General features: G+C 42.5%; 10 protein-coding genes and 1 pseudogene. 3 read left to right on the forward strand and 8 right to left on the reverse strand.

Annotation, left to right across the window (positions count from 1 at the left end):
• Position 1 precedes the first annotated feature (1 nt).
• The 3 genes from PGZ10_RS07835 to PGZ10_RS07845 form a co-directional block, all read right to left on the reverse strand.
• Entirely contained in the window at positions 2 to 1,501 is a 1,500-nt protein-coding gene (locus tag PGZ10_RS07835; RefSeq protein ID WP_118218637.1) for a sugar ABC transporter ATP-binding protein, read from the reverse strand.
• 19 nt (positions 1,502 to 1,520) lie between these two features.
• Positions 1,521 to 2,471: an ABC transporter permease gene (locus PGZ10_RS07840; RefSeq protein ID WP_173825247.1), complete on the reverse strand. Its 951-nt coding sequence runs from the start codon at positions 2,469 to 2,471 to the stop codon at positions 1,521 to 1,523.
• A 102-nt stretch (positions 2,472 to 2,573) separates the two neighbouring features.
• Positions 2,574 to 3,734, reverse strand: a complete 1,161-nt coding sequence (locus tag PGZ10_RS07845) for a sugar ABC transporter substrate-binding protein (protein WP_173825245.1) — start codon at positions 3,732 to 3,734, stop codon at positions 2,574 to 2,576.
• A gap of 497 nt (positions 3,735 to 4,231) precedes the next feature.
• Here PGZ10_RS07845 and PGZ10_RS07850 point away from each other — a divergent pair, with 497 nt between their 5' ends.
• From PGZ10_RS07850 to PGZ10_RS07860, 3 genes are all read left to right on the forward strand, one after another.
• On the forward strand, positions 4,232 to 4,693 hold the full coding sequence (locus PGZ10_RS07850) for a MarR family winged helix-turn-helix transcriptional regulator (protein WP_008373367.1): 462 nt from the start codon (positions 4,232 to 4,234) through the stop codon (positions 4,691 to 4,693).
• 3 nt (positions 4,694 to 4,696) lie between these two features.
• Complete coding sequence (locus PGZ10_RS07855) at positions 4,697 to 6,028, forward strand: MATE family efflux transporter (protein WP_117824463.1); 1,332 nt, start codon at positions 4,697 to 4,699, stop codon at positions 6,026 to 6,028.
• A gap of 590 nt (positions 6,029 to 6,618) precedes the next feature.
• A complete protein-coding gene (locus PGZ10_RS07860; RefSeq protein WP_173825288.1) occupies positions 6,619 to 7,836 on the forward strand; it encodes an aminotransferase class I/II-fold pyridoxal phosphate-dependent enzyme in 1,218 nt (405 codons plus the stop codon).
• A 261-nt stretch (positions 7,837 to 8,097) separates the two neighbouring features.
• On the opposite strand, the gene PGZ10_RS07865 is transcribed toward PGZ10_RS07860, so the two are convergent.
• The 5 genes and pseudogenes from PGZ10_RS07865 to PGZ10_RS07885 form a co-directional block, all read right to left on the reverse strand.
• Positions 8,098 to 9,582, reverse strand: a complete 1,485-nt coding sequence (locus PGZ10_RS07865) for an AAA family ATPase (protein WP_270541052.1) — start codon at positions 9,580 to 9,582, stop codon at positions 8,098 to 8,100.
• A gap of 283 nt (positions 9,583 to 9,865) precedes the next feature.
• Positions 9,866 to 12,658 (reverse strand): SbcC/MukB-like Walker B domain-containing protein, encoded by a 2,793-nt coding sequence (locus PGZ10_RS07870; RefSeq protein WP_270541053.1) that lies wholly within the window; start codon positions 12,656 to 12,658, stop codon positions 9,866 to 9,868.
• Complete coding sequence (locus PGZ10_RS07875) at positions 12,655 to 13,791, reverse strand: exonuclease SbcCD subunit D (RefSeq protein ID WP_270541054.1); 1,137 nt, start codon at positions 13,789 to 13,791, stop codon at positions 12,655 to 12,657. Before PGZ10_RS07875 ends, PGZ10_RS07870 begins: the two co-directional genes overlap by 4 nt.
• Positions 13,742 to 13,978, reverse strand: a complete 237-nt coding sequence (locus PGZ10_RS07880; RefSeq protein ID WP_330674250.1) for a hypothetical protein — start codon at positions 13,976 to 13,978, stop codon at positions 13,742 to 13,744. Before PGZ10_RS07880 ends, PGZ10_RS07875 begins: the two co-directional genes overlap by 50 nt.
• Positions 13,979 to 14,094: 116 nt before the next feature.
• Positions 14,095 to 14,229, reverse strand: a pseudogene (locus PGZ10_RS07885) (family 43 glycosylhydrolase); the annotation flags it as partial.
• Positions 14,230 to 14,384: the final 155 nt, after the last annotated feature.

The raw sequence follows: 14,384 nt of genomic DNA on the forward strand, positions 1-14,384 counted from the left end.
CTTATACCATCATAGAAATAAGACCATTTTCATCGAGGTTCTTATCTCTATCCAGCTGACCACTGATTTTTCCATCTTTCATAATTATGATACGGTCGCACATACCGATCAGCTCCATCAGCTCTTCTGAAATCATGATAATGGATTTTCCATTTTTTCTCATCTGATTCATTAACTGGTAGATATCCTGTTTAACTTTGATATCAATACCACGTGTCGGGCTGTCCAGTACAACGATGTCAGAATCTTTTCCGATCCATCTTGCAAGAACGACTTTCTGTTTGTTACCACCTGAAAGATTTGATACAAACTGGTTTACATCTACCATCTTTACAGACATCTGTTTTGCATATTTGTCTGCAAATTCTTTACGCTTCTTGTCACTTAAGAGATGTGACTTTCCTGCCAGTTCATCCAGTGATGGGAGGCAGATATTGTCTCCGATACTCTGATTCAGAACAACAGATTCATTATCACGGTCTTTTGATGTGTACGCAATACTGTGTTTGATCGCAGTCGGAATATCATTAATCTGTGTTCCATCTGCCAGTGTTACGCTACCTGTACGGTCATAAGATGCACCGAAAATAGCTTTTCCGATTTCATGCATACCAGATTCTGAAAGTCCACCGAATCCAAGGATTTCACCTTTATGAAGATCAAATGTTACATCTTCGATCAATCCAGGAACAGTAACATTCTTTACTGATAATACAACTTCGTCAGATACTTTTTCACCATAATCTGCACGATAATAATCACCTGTTACTTCTCGTCCTACCATCAGTTTCTTCAGATCATCTTCTGTTACATCTTTACTCTTAACAGTATCAATGTAAACACCATCCCGAAGGATTGTGATTGTATCCGACTTATCAAGGATTTCCGGAAGGTCATGTGAAATGAAAATAACTGTATTTCCACTCTTTCTGATTCTTTCCATATGTTTGTAAAGCTCTTCACGTCCTTCCTGTGAAAGAGCAGTTGTTGTCTCATCGATAACAACGATCTTCGGATCAAAATAGGTAGCCTTTACGATCTCGACCAGCTTACGGTCTTCGAAGTTGTAATTGTCGATCATGTCAGCTGCTTTAATTCTGTCAAAGCCATATTGCTTTAAAAGCTCTGTTGCTTTTTTGTTCATGGCATTTGTATTTTTAATTCCAAAATGTACGAACTGATCTTCATGTCCGAGGAAAATATTCTCTGCAACTGTAAGTCCTGACAGAGTTCCAAGTTCCTGTACGATGATAGATACACCTTCGTTGTTTGCTTCTACCTGGTTCTTCGGATGAATTTCTTTTCCGTCCAGAATGAACTGTCCGCTTCCAATGCTGTAGATACCTGTCAGCATGTTGGTCAGAGTGGATTTACCAGAACCGTTTTCTCCGATCAGCGCGTGAACCTCTCCTTTGTTTACATTGAAGGATACATTCTGAACTGCTTTTGTAATACCGAAGTTTTTACAAAGATTTTTTACCTGTAATCTTACTTCACTCATTGCTGTCTTCCTCCCTTCATTACTTGACGATTTCGCCCTTAGTAGCCTTTGTTGTCACAGTAATGATAATAAGCAGTGCAAGTCCTGTGATAACATCCTGGATTGCAGTCGGTGCTCCGAGAGCAATGAAACCGAAGAAAATGATGTTGATTACGAACTCACCGATGATGATTGCCGGAAGTGGCATTCCGTATTTCTTAAATGCAAGGCCAAAGAAACATCCCATAGTCGGAACGAAGTTTCGGCTCATAGATGCCATTCCGGTAACAGCTACCATAGAAGAACCATAACTGATTGTCAAGATCGCCATAACCCCAAGGAATGCACCACTTAAGATAAATGCAAGTACTTTATATTTATTTACATCAATACCCATATTCTTTGCAACGAACTCATCACTTCCGATTGCATAGGTATAAGTTCCGATTTTAGTGTAGTTTAAGAATATGTAAGCTACTGCACAAGCCGCTAATGCAAGGATGATATCCCATGGCATCTGACCAAATGCACGAATGTTTGCCGGAAGTGTCTGCTCAACACCGCCTGCAATATAGTTTGCGATTGACTCATAAATAAGAGCCAGACCGGTTGTTACGATCATTGATGGAATACGAAGCTTTACATAGAAGATACCGTTCAGTATTCCAACGATTGCGCCTGTAAGAACGCATCCAATAATAAGTCCAAAATAGCCCATGTTAAATCTGGTTGCAAATACACATCCAACGATTGCGGAAAGCATGATGTTTGCACCAATTGAGAAATCGAACATTCCCATTACCATTACAAAATAGAAACCAACTGCACCTACGGTAGCAATCAGGCTCGCCTGAAAGTAATTGAGCATATTGGAAAAGGAACCGAAGTTATGTGGTGTCAAGATTTTAAAGATCAGCCAGGAAAGTACGACCAGACCGATTAAGATCAGATATCCCATCACTTTCCCTGAAAGTTTTTTACTAGTGCCCATATTATCTACCTCTTCATAATTGTCATTTCTGATTTAGAAAAGGTGGCATCGCCTTTGCGACGTCACCCTTTCTGAGTTAATAGTCGTTATTATTTGTCTATCCTAGTTACCTGCACGTGATGCTGCATCTTCAATAGATACCTTAGCAGCTGTTGCCTTTAAGTCTTCCATGCTGAGTTTAGACATATCAACCAGTTCTTCATCTGTGTATGGAAGCTGGTCTACGAAATATTTCTCATATGCTTTGTAGTCATCTGGTGATGATACATACAGATATGGGAATGGAACATCTTCGAATTTACCACCGAAGTCTTTGTAGTTTCCTTTGATTGCATTGTAAACCATCATGAAGGAAATCAGCGGATCACAGTAATGTCCGCCAGATTCACCAGCCATAGATCCATTTTCAAGTCTTTCTCCAAGGTCTGGGAGGAAGTCTGTAGAAACGATATCAATATCACTTGTCTTGCCTGCACGTTCAACTGCTGCGATTGCTCCCTGAAGTGGATCTCCACCACCACCAGCTGGGATCAGTGCATCAAGATCTGGATCTGCTGCCATTAAAGCTTCTGCTGCTTTTGATCCACCTTCTGAAGTTGTACCTGCATACTGTGGTTCAGAAAGAGTTGCCTTATCGTTCGGGTTTTCTTTATTCCATTTTTCAACGCCTGCTTTGTAACCTTCCCATCTTCCAAGCCATGTAGCATCTCCCTGCTCCCAGCCAATAAGACCGATGTTACGATCTCCTTTTTCAAGAAGGATGTTTACAAGTTCTTCACCGTTTGCCGGTTCATCTTCATGTACAGCTCCGATGTAGTAATCAGAATCTTTAGCTGCCTGATAAATATCTGCGCTGTTCTTTTCACTGATTACACGGAAGAACTGTGCAAGATAAACTTTGTTGTCATTACATGTCTTGATAGCAGATGTCATTTCTGTATCAGATGAGTTACAGATGATGATTCCCTGGCATCCTGCTGCTGCAAGCTGTTCTACAGATGCTGTAACTTTTTCAGAAACATGTCCCTGGTCAACATACTGTACTTCGACATCAAGAGCTTTTGCTGCTTCATCAAGGATTTTCTTACACTGTGATCCAAGTACGTCTGTTGAAGACCAAATAGAAACACCAATTTTGATCTTGCCTGATTTTGAAGCACTCTTGTCAGAAGATCCACTTCCACTACCACCACATGCTGCAAGTCCGACTACCATTGTAGCTGCCATTGTAGCTGCTGTTACTTTTTTGAAAACTTTTTTCATATCTTCTCCTCCATCTCCGTTTTCTTGATGATTTGATTATATTATTTGAGTCTGTGCTTTTCAAGAAAATACAAGAAAGTTTTTGTTCAAAGTTGTATTTTAAACGTGTATTTTATCCACCAAAAATGTAATGTTTTTATTCGTTTTGTGCATTATGTCCTTATAGTAATCGTTTTTTTTCAGTGAAAACTAGATTTTTGTGCGTTATGTGTAAAATTTTCATGAACTGACAATACAACTTTCATTTTCTCTATACTTGTATTGTAAATGTATACAAATCACATGATTACATACCTTTTTTTCTTTTTTGATATTATACATACACAGTCTTAATCCTTCCTTAAAAATTTATAGATTTTATGCATTATGCACAGCTTATTTCTTTTTATTATCCGCTTGACATAAGTCCGAATTCAGACTACAATATATCGAGTACGATTTCAGACTTACTATCATCTGATTTCGAAATCTACATAATTATTTAAATGAGGTGAACCATGAGCACGGATTCTACTGTACTTATCAGCAAATATTTAAAAGAATACAATCACATATATAAAGAAGCAAATGAAATTTACCACGAAGCTGCCCGCAGACTGCATCTGTCAGACAGCGCTTTTGAGATTTTCTATACAATTTTTGAAATGGGCGATAACTGCCTGCAGCGTGATATCTGCAAAGCTTCCTGCATGCCAAAGCAGACGGTTAATTCATCTATACGAAAACTGCAGACCGACGGTTATCTTACCCTCTCACCCGGAAAAGGACGAAGTATGCATATCCATCTTACAGCTTCCGGCAAGAAGCTTATTCAGGAAAAGCTGCTTCCTCTCATCCAGATTGAAAATGATACTTTAGCTTCTTTCAGTCCCGAAGAATGTGAACAGCTTCTGCGCCTGAATGCCAAATATAATCAGACCTTACGTTCTAGACTTTCTAACCTTGAGGAGGATCTATAAACTATGAAAATTCAATTATCCGAACACTTTACTTATAAAAAACTTCTGCAATTTGTTTTTCCATCTATTATAATGATGATTTTCACATCCATTTACAGTGTGGTTGACGGACTCTTTGTCTCCAACTTTGTTGGAAAAAGCGCTTTTGCAGCGGTGAATCTGATCATGCCCTTCCTGATGGGCATCAGCGCTCTCGGCTTCATGATCGGAACCGGTGGTAGTGCCATCGTTGCAAAGACGCTTGGTGAAGGAAAGACAGAAAAAGCCAATGAGTATTTTTCCATGCTCGTCTATATCACTGCTATCGGGGGAATCATTATCGCAATCCTGAGTATGTTCCTTGTAAAACCTGTTGCCATTTTATTCGGTGCAAATGGTGCACTTCTTGACAACTGTATTTTATATGGACGTATTCTTTGTATTTCATTGCCTGCTTTTATGCTCCAGAATGTATTTCAGAGTTTTTTTGTAACTGCCGAAAAGCCACATCTGGGACTTCGCGTAATCGTGATCGCCGGCGTGACAAATATGGTTCTCGACTTTTTATTTGTAGCTGTACTCCACCTCGGGCTTCCCGGTGCCGGATTTGCGACTGTATGCGGAGAGTTTATCGGAGGACTTTTCCCGTTATTCTACTTTGGACGGAAAAATTCCAGCTTATTAAAGCTTGGAAAAACACATTTTCATGGCAGAATCTTATTAAAGACCTGTACCAATGGCTCGTCCGAGCTTATGACCAATCTTTCCAGCTCTGTTGTAAATGCTCTTTATAATATGCAGCTCATGAAATTTGCCGGTGAAGACGGCGTTGCAGCTTACGGAACGATCATGTATGTCAATTTTATCTTTGTTTCGATCTTCTTTGGTTATGCGATTGGAAGTGCCCCGATCGTCAGCTATCACTACGGTGCCAACAATCAGAATGAACTAAAGAATCTTTTTCACAAGAGTATCAGGCTGATTGGAACCTGGGCTGTTTCCTTATTTATCATCGCGCAGCTCATTGCAACACCACTCGCCACATTGTTTGTCGGTTATGACCAGGGGCTTTTTGAACTGACACGCAGTGGCTTCCGTCTGTACAGCTTTGCGTTCCTGATCAACGGGTTCAATATTTATGGCTCTGCATTTTTTACCGCATTGAACAACGGTCTGCTCTCTGCGCTGATCTCGTTTCTCAGAACACTGGTCTTTCAGATGGCTATAGTCCTTCTGCTCCCGCTTATTCTTGGAATCAACGGAGTCTGGTGTTCAGTTGCAATTGCTGAACTTTTAACTTTATGCGTTACCGGAACTTTTATCGTCCTGAAACGTAATACGTATCATTATTTGTGAACTACTCGGCAACTCAGTTACCAGAGCATCTGAATTTTGGCGGGATACCGCCTTTTTTCAGGGTGCCGTTGCTAGAATCAAACTTTTTGAACCAAAAATAATATTTGTTATTGAACCGAATCATTCGAAGTGCTATAATCAATTTAAGTTTTGAACTTCACTGTTTTATTTTTTAAATTGAACTTTTTAGTTTGAAAGGAGATTTTCAAATGACAACTTTCTCAGATAGACTTAAAGAGGCGATGTATGCACAGAACCTGAAACAGATTGATCTGGTTCATATCGCCGCAGAAAATAATGTAAAATTAGGTAAAAGCCATGTAAGCCAGTACGTGAGCGGAAAAACTGTTCCGAGAAATGATATCCTCCATTTTCTGGCAGATACGCTTCACGTAGATGCCGATTGGCTGCTCGGTGACAGTCAGGAAAACTTTACTGCTCGGGAAAACAACTCCGTTGCCCCAAAAGCTCCGTCTACCACTAAGACTTCTGGTTCTGTCGGAACTTCAAACTCTTCAAAAAGGGGAACTACACCGATGAAAAAGGCAATAACCGACAAAAATGATAACGATAATGCAGGAAGTTCTGCCATGCATATATTCAAAAAATCATCAAAACTCGATAATGTATTATACGATGTCCGTGGACCGGTTGTTGAAGAAGCTGCCCGTATGGAAGAACGCGGTACCCACGTACTGAAGCTCAATATCGGTAATCCGGCTCCATTTGGTTTCCGCACACCGGACGAAGTCATCTATGATATGAGTCAGCAGCTTTCCGACTGTGAAGGATACTCTCCTTCTCAGGGACTTTTCTCTGCACGGAAGGCAATCATGCAGTACTCCCAGATCAAAAAGCTGCCGAATGTCACAATCAATGATATTTATACCGGAAATGGTGTCAGCGAACTGATCAACCTGTGTATGTCAGCTCTTCTTGACAACGGAGATGAAATCCTGATTCCGTCACCAGACTATCCTCTGTGGACTGCCTGTGCCACACTTGCCGGCGGCAAAGCCGTTCATTATATCTGCGATGAACAGTCTGACTGGTATCCGGACATCGAAGATATGCGCCGTAAGATCACAGACCGTACCAAAGCTCTTGTAATCATCAATCCGAACAACCCGACCGGAGCACTTTATCCGAAAGAGGTTCTGCAGAAGATTGTTGATCTCGCAAGGGAACATCACCTGATCATTTTCTCAGATGAAATTTATGACCGCCTTGTTATGGACGGAAAAGAACATATTTCCATTGCTTCACTGGCACCGGATCTGTTCTGCGTCACCTTCAGTGGCCTTTCAAAATCCCATATGATCGCCGGATTCCGTATTGGCTGGATGGTTCTCAGCGGAAATAAAGCAATCGCAAAAGATTATATCGAAGGAATCAAGATGCTTTCCAATATGCGTCTCTGCTCCAATGTTCCGGCACAGTCTGTCGTTCAGACCGCTCTCTGGGGCAATCAGAGCGTCAACGACTACCTCGTTCCGGGCGGACGTATTTACGAACAGCGCGAATATATTTACAAAGCACTAACTGACATTCCGGGAATCACTGCCATTAAACCGCAGGCTGCATTTTATATGTTCCCGAAGATCGATGTGAAGAAGTTCAACATTATAAATGATGAAAAGTTTGCACTGGATCTGTTGCAGGATAAGAAAATCCTGATCGTACAGGGAAGTGGATTTAACTGGAAACAGCCGGATCATTTCCGGGTAGTATATCTGCCACGAATTGAAGTTCTGAAAGAAGCAGTGGGAAAAATTTCTGATTTCCTGAGTTATTATAGACAGGGGTAGTAAAATGACAGGCACCACCTGAAAAGAAACATAGGGTACGGATTCCGTTGCACTGGACATTCCGATGAGCTCTCGAAACCGTCAATTGTGTCAGCAATGGCTTCCACAATTGACTGGATCTCATCTCCATAGTGCAAAGTCACCCGTACCCTGTTTTTCTTTTCCGGCTCCTTCTGCAATTTTACTGCATCTATAAATATTAACAGAAATAGAATCTTTTGCCCCTGGTATCATCATTTACATTTTCATATTTTAATTTTCTTATGAAAGCAATGCTCTCACTGCTTCTCCGTCAAACACAACTTCTTTTACATGATTTACCTCGATCTGGTACAGTGCATTTGCCGCAATATGTTCGGCTGCCTGCTCCAGATCACGGATTCCTGATGTATTGGAGTAAAGTTCAATTATCACATCAAGGCCTTCATCTGTCACCGTACACTCGTCCTGACGAAGGCTCATTCTCTTCAGGATCTTCGGAAGTGCAAATCTGGAGAAGATGATCTTCTTCTCTTCCGGTGTATAATCCGGGATATCGATAACTGCAAAACGGGACATGATCGGTGCACTGATCTGATCTTTTTCATTGGCAGTTGCAATCGGATATACGCCAACTGTCGGAACGTTACACTCAATATAGTTATCCGTAAATCCAAGGTTATCAAGGAGTGTCAAAAGTACATCCGCCGGATTCCCATTTCCTTTTCCGGATGCTGCTTTGTCCAGCTCATTGATGATAAATACCAGGTTGGATTCTCCTGCTGCCGCAAATGCTTCCATAATAATTCCTGGTTTCGCATTGGCGTATACACGGGAACTTCCTGTAAGCTGTTCCGGATCGTTAATGGAACTCATATCCAGAGTTGTCCACGGAAGCTTCAGGATACGTGCAATTGCATAAGCGATCTGCGATTTACCGGTTCCGGCCGGTCCGATCAGAAGGATTCCATACGCCGGAAGAGTGTGCGTTCTGTTGATCTGGATGATTGTTTCGATGATTCTCTGTTTAACACGTTCCATTCCGTAAAGCTCTTCATCTAGGATTCTTCTTGCCTCATCCGGATCAATGGATTCAAAATAATTGCTCTTCCACTGAATATTCATCATGATTGAAAGAGCTCTCTGCGCATGTCTTCTTTCTTCCGGTGACACTTCATGTGATCTTGCAACAGCAAGGTTTCTTCTTGCCCACAGACGGATATTGTCCGGAAGGGTTCTTCCTGCACAGTTCATAAAATCAGTGATACTCTGCAGGCTTGTCAGCTTCATGCTGTCGCCGTCTTCTTCCATTTCCTCATCCACAGCTTCTTCTGTCGGTGCACTGCTTGCGAAAAGACGCTCGATCATGAACTGCAGGAAACCATCTTCAGCTGAAAGCTTGGTTGCCCCACCGAATGCGATCTCCCGGATCTTGTATACTGCATAGCCGTCTGCACGGTTTTCACCGGAAAGACGGACATTGATATGATTCTCGCCCAGCCATTTGATCAGGCTTACAAATCTCGCATCGATCTGGAGAATGTCCGCACTTACAATTCCATCTTCCTCATCAAATTCAAAGGATGTCTTCTTAATCGGGTTGGTGAAAACACCACAGGAATGATGCTTCCATTTCCGGTTGCTGTTATCCAGAACCAGCATCGGTTTCTCCGCTGTCGCTTCTGTCTCATTCGAGCGGAATGTTGTATAAGTACATTCCTGGGCCTTTTTTTCATCTGGTGTGTGTTTAAAATCAAAAACTGGCATGATTTTTACTCCTTTTTCCTTTTATATTCGCTCTTTTCAAATTGTATATTCTTGCACATTTTATGAATAGTCTGTACCTATCTTAACACACTTGTTGCATATCTGAAAGTCAAAACCATTTCTTCATAGTATTTTTATTCATTTAGATTTTTATTTTCCTTCTGCTCCAGTCCTGCAAAAAACAGCTCATAAAAATCATCTTCTCCTTCCAGTTTCGGTGAATTTTCCCCACCTCCATTGGTGCTCCGCTTCATCTCAGCATGAAATTCTTCTCCGGTACAGATCAGTCAATCTTAAGTTCCACTCTGCTTCCGCCTGCTTTTTCCTTTGTCACCACAATCTGTTTCTCAATCCTTGCTTTTAATTCCTGTACATGGGAAATGATTCCCACCAGACGGTTGCCCTCCGTAAGACCATTCAGTGCTTTCATCGCCTGTTCCAGTGACTCTTCATCCAGTGAACCAAATCCTTCATCGACAAACATGGTATCCAGCTGGATTCCGCCTGCCGATGCCTGGATCTCATCAGAAAGTCCGAGTGCCAGCGAAAGAGAAGCTTTAAAGGATTCCCCGCCGGAAAGCGTCTTCACGCTTCGCTCAGAACCATTGTAGTGATCGATTACGTTCAGTTCCAGACCACTCTGACTCTTCCGGTCATCCGTATCAGTCTGGCGTTTCAGCTCATATTGTCCTCCACTCATCACCATAAACCGCGTATTTGCACGGGCAATGATCCGGTCAAAATAATTGGTCTGGATGTAGGTCTCAAACTTGATCTTTTCTTTGGATCCGCCTTTGATCTTTCCATTTACCGTATCGGAAATTTCACGCACCTGTGTCCAGTTCCGCTCAAGCTCAAGAAGTTTCGCACTCTGCTTGTCAATCGCATTCCTGATTTTCAGATTGTTCTCATAACGGATCCTGATCTCTTCCATCTGTTTTTGAAGCTCTTTTTTCGCACCTGATACTTCCTGTCGTGCCTGCCCAAGCTCTTCCATATCGGTTTCTTTATTACCTGCAATCTGCTTCTCCAGCGTTTTCTTCTTCGTCTTTGCCGCTTCTACCGACTGACTGCAGTCCTGGAATGCCTTCTGGGCAGCATTCAGATTCTTATCGATCTCTTTTTTCTGCTTATCCAGCTCTTTGATCTTCTGTTCTGCTTCTGCTTTCTCCGGAAATTCCAGTTTGCCACGTACCTTCGCAGCCTGCTCTTCTGCATTTGCTTTATCTCTCTCAGACACAAGGAGCTGATCCTTTCGCTCCTGTTCTTCCTCTTGAAGCTTTTTCTGCATCTGCTCCAGTTCCGGGATATCAGCTTCCAGCTTCTGCTTTTCTGCCACTGCTTCTTTAGCTACTTCCAGCTTTTTCTGTAATTCCTTTTCTGACTTTTCGAGGACATCCATCTGTTGACCGACCAACGCCAGCGATTTTTCAATCTCTTCTTCCTGTATGCTGCTGTCAAAACTTTTCACACTCTTTTGGATTTCTTCTCCCAGCGCTTTTAACTGCACCAGCTTTTCATTTGCCTGAAAGCTTGCATCATTCGTCTTTTTCTCCACATCGGCAGTCTCTTTCCGGTATTTTTCAAGCTCTTCTTTTTCCGGTGCACCTTCCGTCATCTGTGCCGGACATGGATGGTGGACCGATCCGCACACCGGACACGGCTCTCCCGTTTTCAGAACCTTTGCAAGAATCCCCGCCTGCTCATCCAGAAATGCCTTCTCCATCCAGGCAAGCTGTGTCTTTCGCTCTGTACATTCCTCCTGCATGACAAGGTATGCTTTCTGCGCCTCTTCCACACTTTTCTTCTGTCTTTGGTATCTTTTATATTGAATAAGAATGTCTTCTGCCGTTTCTTTTCTTACTGAAACCTCTTTTTGTTCTGCTGTAACTTTCAGAACTTTAATTTCCGCATCCTTCAGCTCTTCCAGTAAATTCCTTTTCTGTTCCAGCTGCGCCTGCATCTGCGCTTTCTTTTCCTGATACCGGCTTTCCCGGCCCTTTAATATCTCAATCTGTTTCTCAAGCTCTTTAATCTGCTTCTGAAGTTTTTTCAGCTCGTCATACTCTGCAAGCTTTTCCTGCCTCTTTCCGATCTCTTCTATTAGCTGTTCTCTTTCCGGCACTTTTCCCTGTTCTTTCTTCAGTGCCATTTCCAGTTCTTCCAGCGTTGGTGTCTTCTCTGCTATCGTCTGCTCCGCTTTTTCCAGTTCCTTTTTTGCACGGATCACTGTCTCTGCCTTTCCGATTCTCTGGTTCAGCTCTTCCAGATCTTTCTCGATCTTCGTTAAATTCTTCTTCTTTTCTTTCACCGAATCTGCATCCTGATTTGTCAGAGTTTCCAAAAGTTCCAGAACCTTGTCCGCATGAACCACCGCTTTGCTCTCACGGATCTTTTTCACATCCGCCGCAAGCACGTCATCCTCATCACAGCTGATATCCTTCATGTACTGCAAAATGCTTTTGCTGACATCCTCATACTGTTCCTGCAGTCTGCCGCTTGCATTTTTCATTTTCTCCTGAAATGCAAGATACGGTCTGGTATGAAAAATTTCCCGGAAAATTTTGCTCCGCTCCTCAGTTTTTGAAAACAGAAGCTTCATAAAATCTCCCTGCGCCAGCATTGCAATCTGAGTAAATTGTCCGCGGTCGAGCCCGATCAGTTCTGTCACTGCTTTCGTGACCTCTTTTGCCTTTGTGACCGGAAGCCTGTCATCCGGAAATTCCAGTACCGCATCCGCTCTTTGCAGCGTCATGCCCTCGCCCCTGTCCTTTGGACGCATGTACTCCGGATTTCTCCGGATATGGTAGTTCTGCCCCTGATAGAAGAACTCCAATTCCACAAAGGTCGGCGTCTTCGGATCCGCATATTTACTCCGAAGCATCCCCGGCTCTCTTTCATTTCCACTCGCTTCCCCGTAAAGTGCAAATGCGATTGCATCAAAAATTGTGGTCTTTCCGGCACCGGTATCGCCGGTTATCAGATAAAGCCCCCGCTCACCAAGTTCATCCAGAATGATCTCTGTCTCTTTTGCATACGGTCCGAATGCAGAAATCGTAAGTTTTATCGGTCTCATCTCTCATCCTCCCATATTTCTTCCATCATTCCTCTGGCAATCTCTTCCTGTTCATCCGTCATGGGCTGGTTGTTCTGAAGCTCATAGAACTCTCTTAAAAGCTCCATCGGGGATTTCTCCTCTACTTCTGCCGTTCCTCTCACTGTCCCTGCCGCTCTCGTCCGCAGATTGTCATAAGACAGCTTCATGATATTTGGATAAATGCATCGTAGCTTCCCGATCGCATCCGGGATATCCTCTTCATCAGTCAGCGTAATGTGAAGATAATCGTCCGTGTTCATATCCTTGTAAAAATCCAGCGCAGTCACTTCCATATACGTGCCTCTGACTTCCCGCATATCATGTTTCGGCAAAAATGGAATCTGCTGAATATTTATTTTGCCTTTTTCTTCTACATCAACGATGACTGCTGCTTTTTTGTGATTGGTTTCAGAAAAAGAATATTTGAGCGGCGTCCCCGAATACCGCACTGTCTCTTTCCCGATCTTCTGCGGGCCATGGAGATGTCCAAGCGCCACATAATCAAATCCGTCAAAGACAGATGCGTCCACATCATCCACACCGCCTACAGACAGTTCTTCTGAATCACATCTTGCCGCACCGGTCACGAACTGATGCGCAAGCAGGATATTTCGTTTGTCTGTGTCGATCTGCATATGCTGCACTGCCGCATTTACAGCATCCTGATAGGTGATGATCTCTTCCTCCGGATACACTCTTTTTACCAAAGACGGCTTCACAAATGGAAGCATGTAAATATTGATCTCACCGTACCGGTCACTTATCGTTACCGGTTCTACATCCAACTCAAATACCGGTGAAAGATAGATCTGTCTGCTGCTCATCAGTCTTGAACCGAAAGCAATTCTTTCTGCAGAATCATGGTTTCCGCTGATCAGAAACACCGGCAGCTCCCTCGCGGCGATCCTTGTCAGGAAATCATCCAGAAGCCTCACCGCCTCTGCGGACGGAATCACCTTGTCGTAAATGTCGCCCGCGATCAGAACCGCTTCCACCTTCTGCTCATCGATAATGTTCAATATCTCTTTTAAAATATATGCCTGATCCTCCAGCATAGAAAATTCATTCACTCGCTTGCCGAGGTGCAGGTCTGATAAATGAAGAAATCGCATGGTTTTCTTCCTCCTTCTCTGATAATTCTTTTGCAGAGCAAACACAGCTTCTTTTATCCATTTCCATTTTATATGCCATTTTTACTACTGCTCTAAACTCCTGCCGGATCTCCGCATTTGGAATAAATACCGTCCTTTCATCTTCGTTGTACGCCAGATATCCGAGGTGGATCAGCAGTGTCAGCACATCATTGAATCCATCCTTTCTAACTTAATTTCTGTTATTCTAATTATAATCGGGAAGCGAGAAGTAAGCAATGCTTACTCCCCACTTGATCCTGTAATATTTATTTACTACTCATACGGATCCTGATCTTTTCGGTAGATTACGCCTTCATAACGCCAGTCAGACAGGTCATCCAACGGTGCCGACCACGATACATAATCCTGCTCACAAAATTCATTCCCATTCTCCAGATCATGACTTCCGTATACATATTTTTCGCAATATACTTTTTCACGAAAATCCCTCCCTATTTATATTTTGCAGAGAAGATAAAATAAAAAAGCATAACCGCAATTTTCTGCAGCTATGCCTCTTTGCATTTGACCTTTTTTTATATACTATGAAATGCAATTTTCCAGTATATAAA

It is taken from the genome of Coprococcus sp. AF102-57 (assembly GCF_027686195.1).
Classification (GTDB): Bacteria; Bacillota; Clostridia; order Lachnospirales; family Lachnospiraceae; genus Allocoprococcus; species Allocoprococcus comes.

Bases quoted from the DNA above. Each gene is read 5' to 3' on its own strand.
- PGZ10_RS07835 (WP_118218637.1), bottom strand. From the start codon at position 1,501: ATGAGTGAAGTAAGATTACAGGTAAAAAATCTTTGTAAAAACTTCGGT.
- PGZ10_RS07840 (WP_173825247.1), bottom strand. From the start codon at position 2,471: ATGGGCACTAGTAAAAAACTTTCAGGGAAAGTGATGGGATATCTGATC.
- PGZ10_RS07845 (WP_173825245.1), bottom strand. From the start codon at position 3,734: ATGAAAAAAGTTTTCAAAAAAGTAACAGCAGCTACAATGGCAGCTACA.
- PGZ10_RS07850 (WP_008373367.1), top strand. From the start codon at position 4,232: ATGAGCACGGATTCTACTGTACTTATCAGCAAATATTTAAAAGAATAC.
- PGZ10_RS07855 (WP_117824463.1), top strand. From the start codon at position 4,697: ATGAAAATTCAATTATCCGAACACTTTACTTATAAAAAACTTCTGCAA.
- PGZ10_RS07860 (WP_173825288.1), top strand. From the start codon at position 6,619: ATGCATATATTCAAAAAATCATCAAAACTCGATAATGTATTATACGAT.
- PGZ10_RS07865 (WP_270541052.1), bottom strand. From the start codon at position 9,582: ATGCCAGTTTTTGATTTTAAACACACACCAGATGAAAAAAAGGCCCAG.
- PGZ10_RS07870 (WP_270541053.1), bottom strand. From the start codon at position 12,658: ATGAGACCGATAAAACTTACGATTTCTGCATTCGGACCGTATGCAAAA.
- PGZ10_RS07875 (WP_270541054.1), bottom strand. From the start codon at position 13,791: ATGCGATTTCTTCATTTATCAGACCTGCACCTCGGCAAGCGAGTGAAT.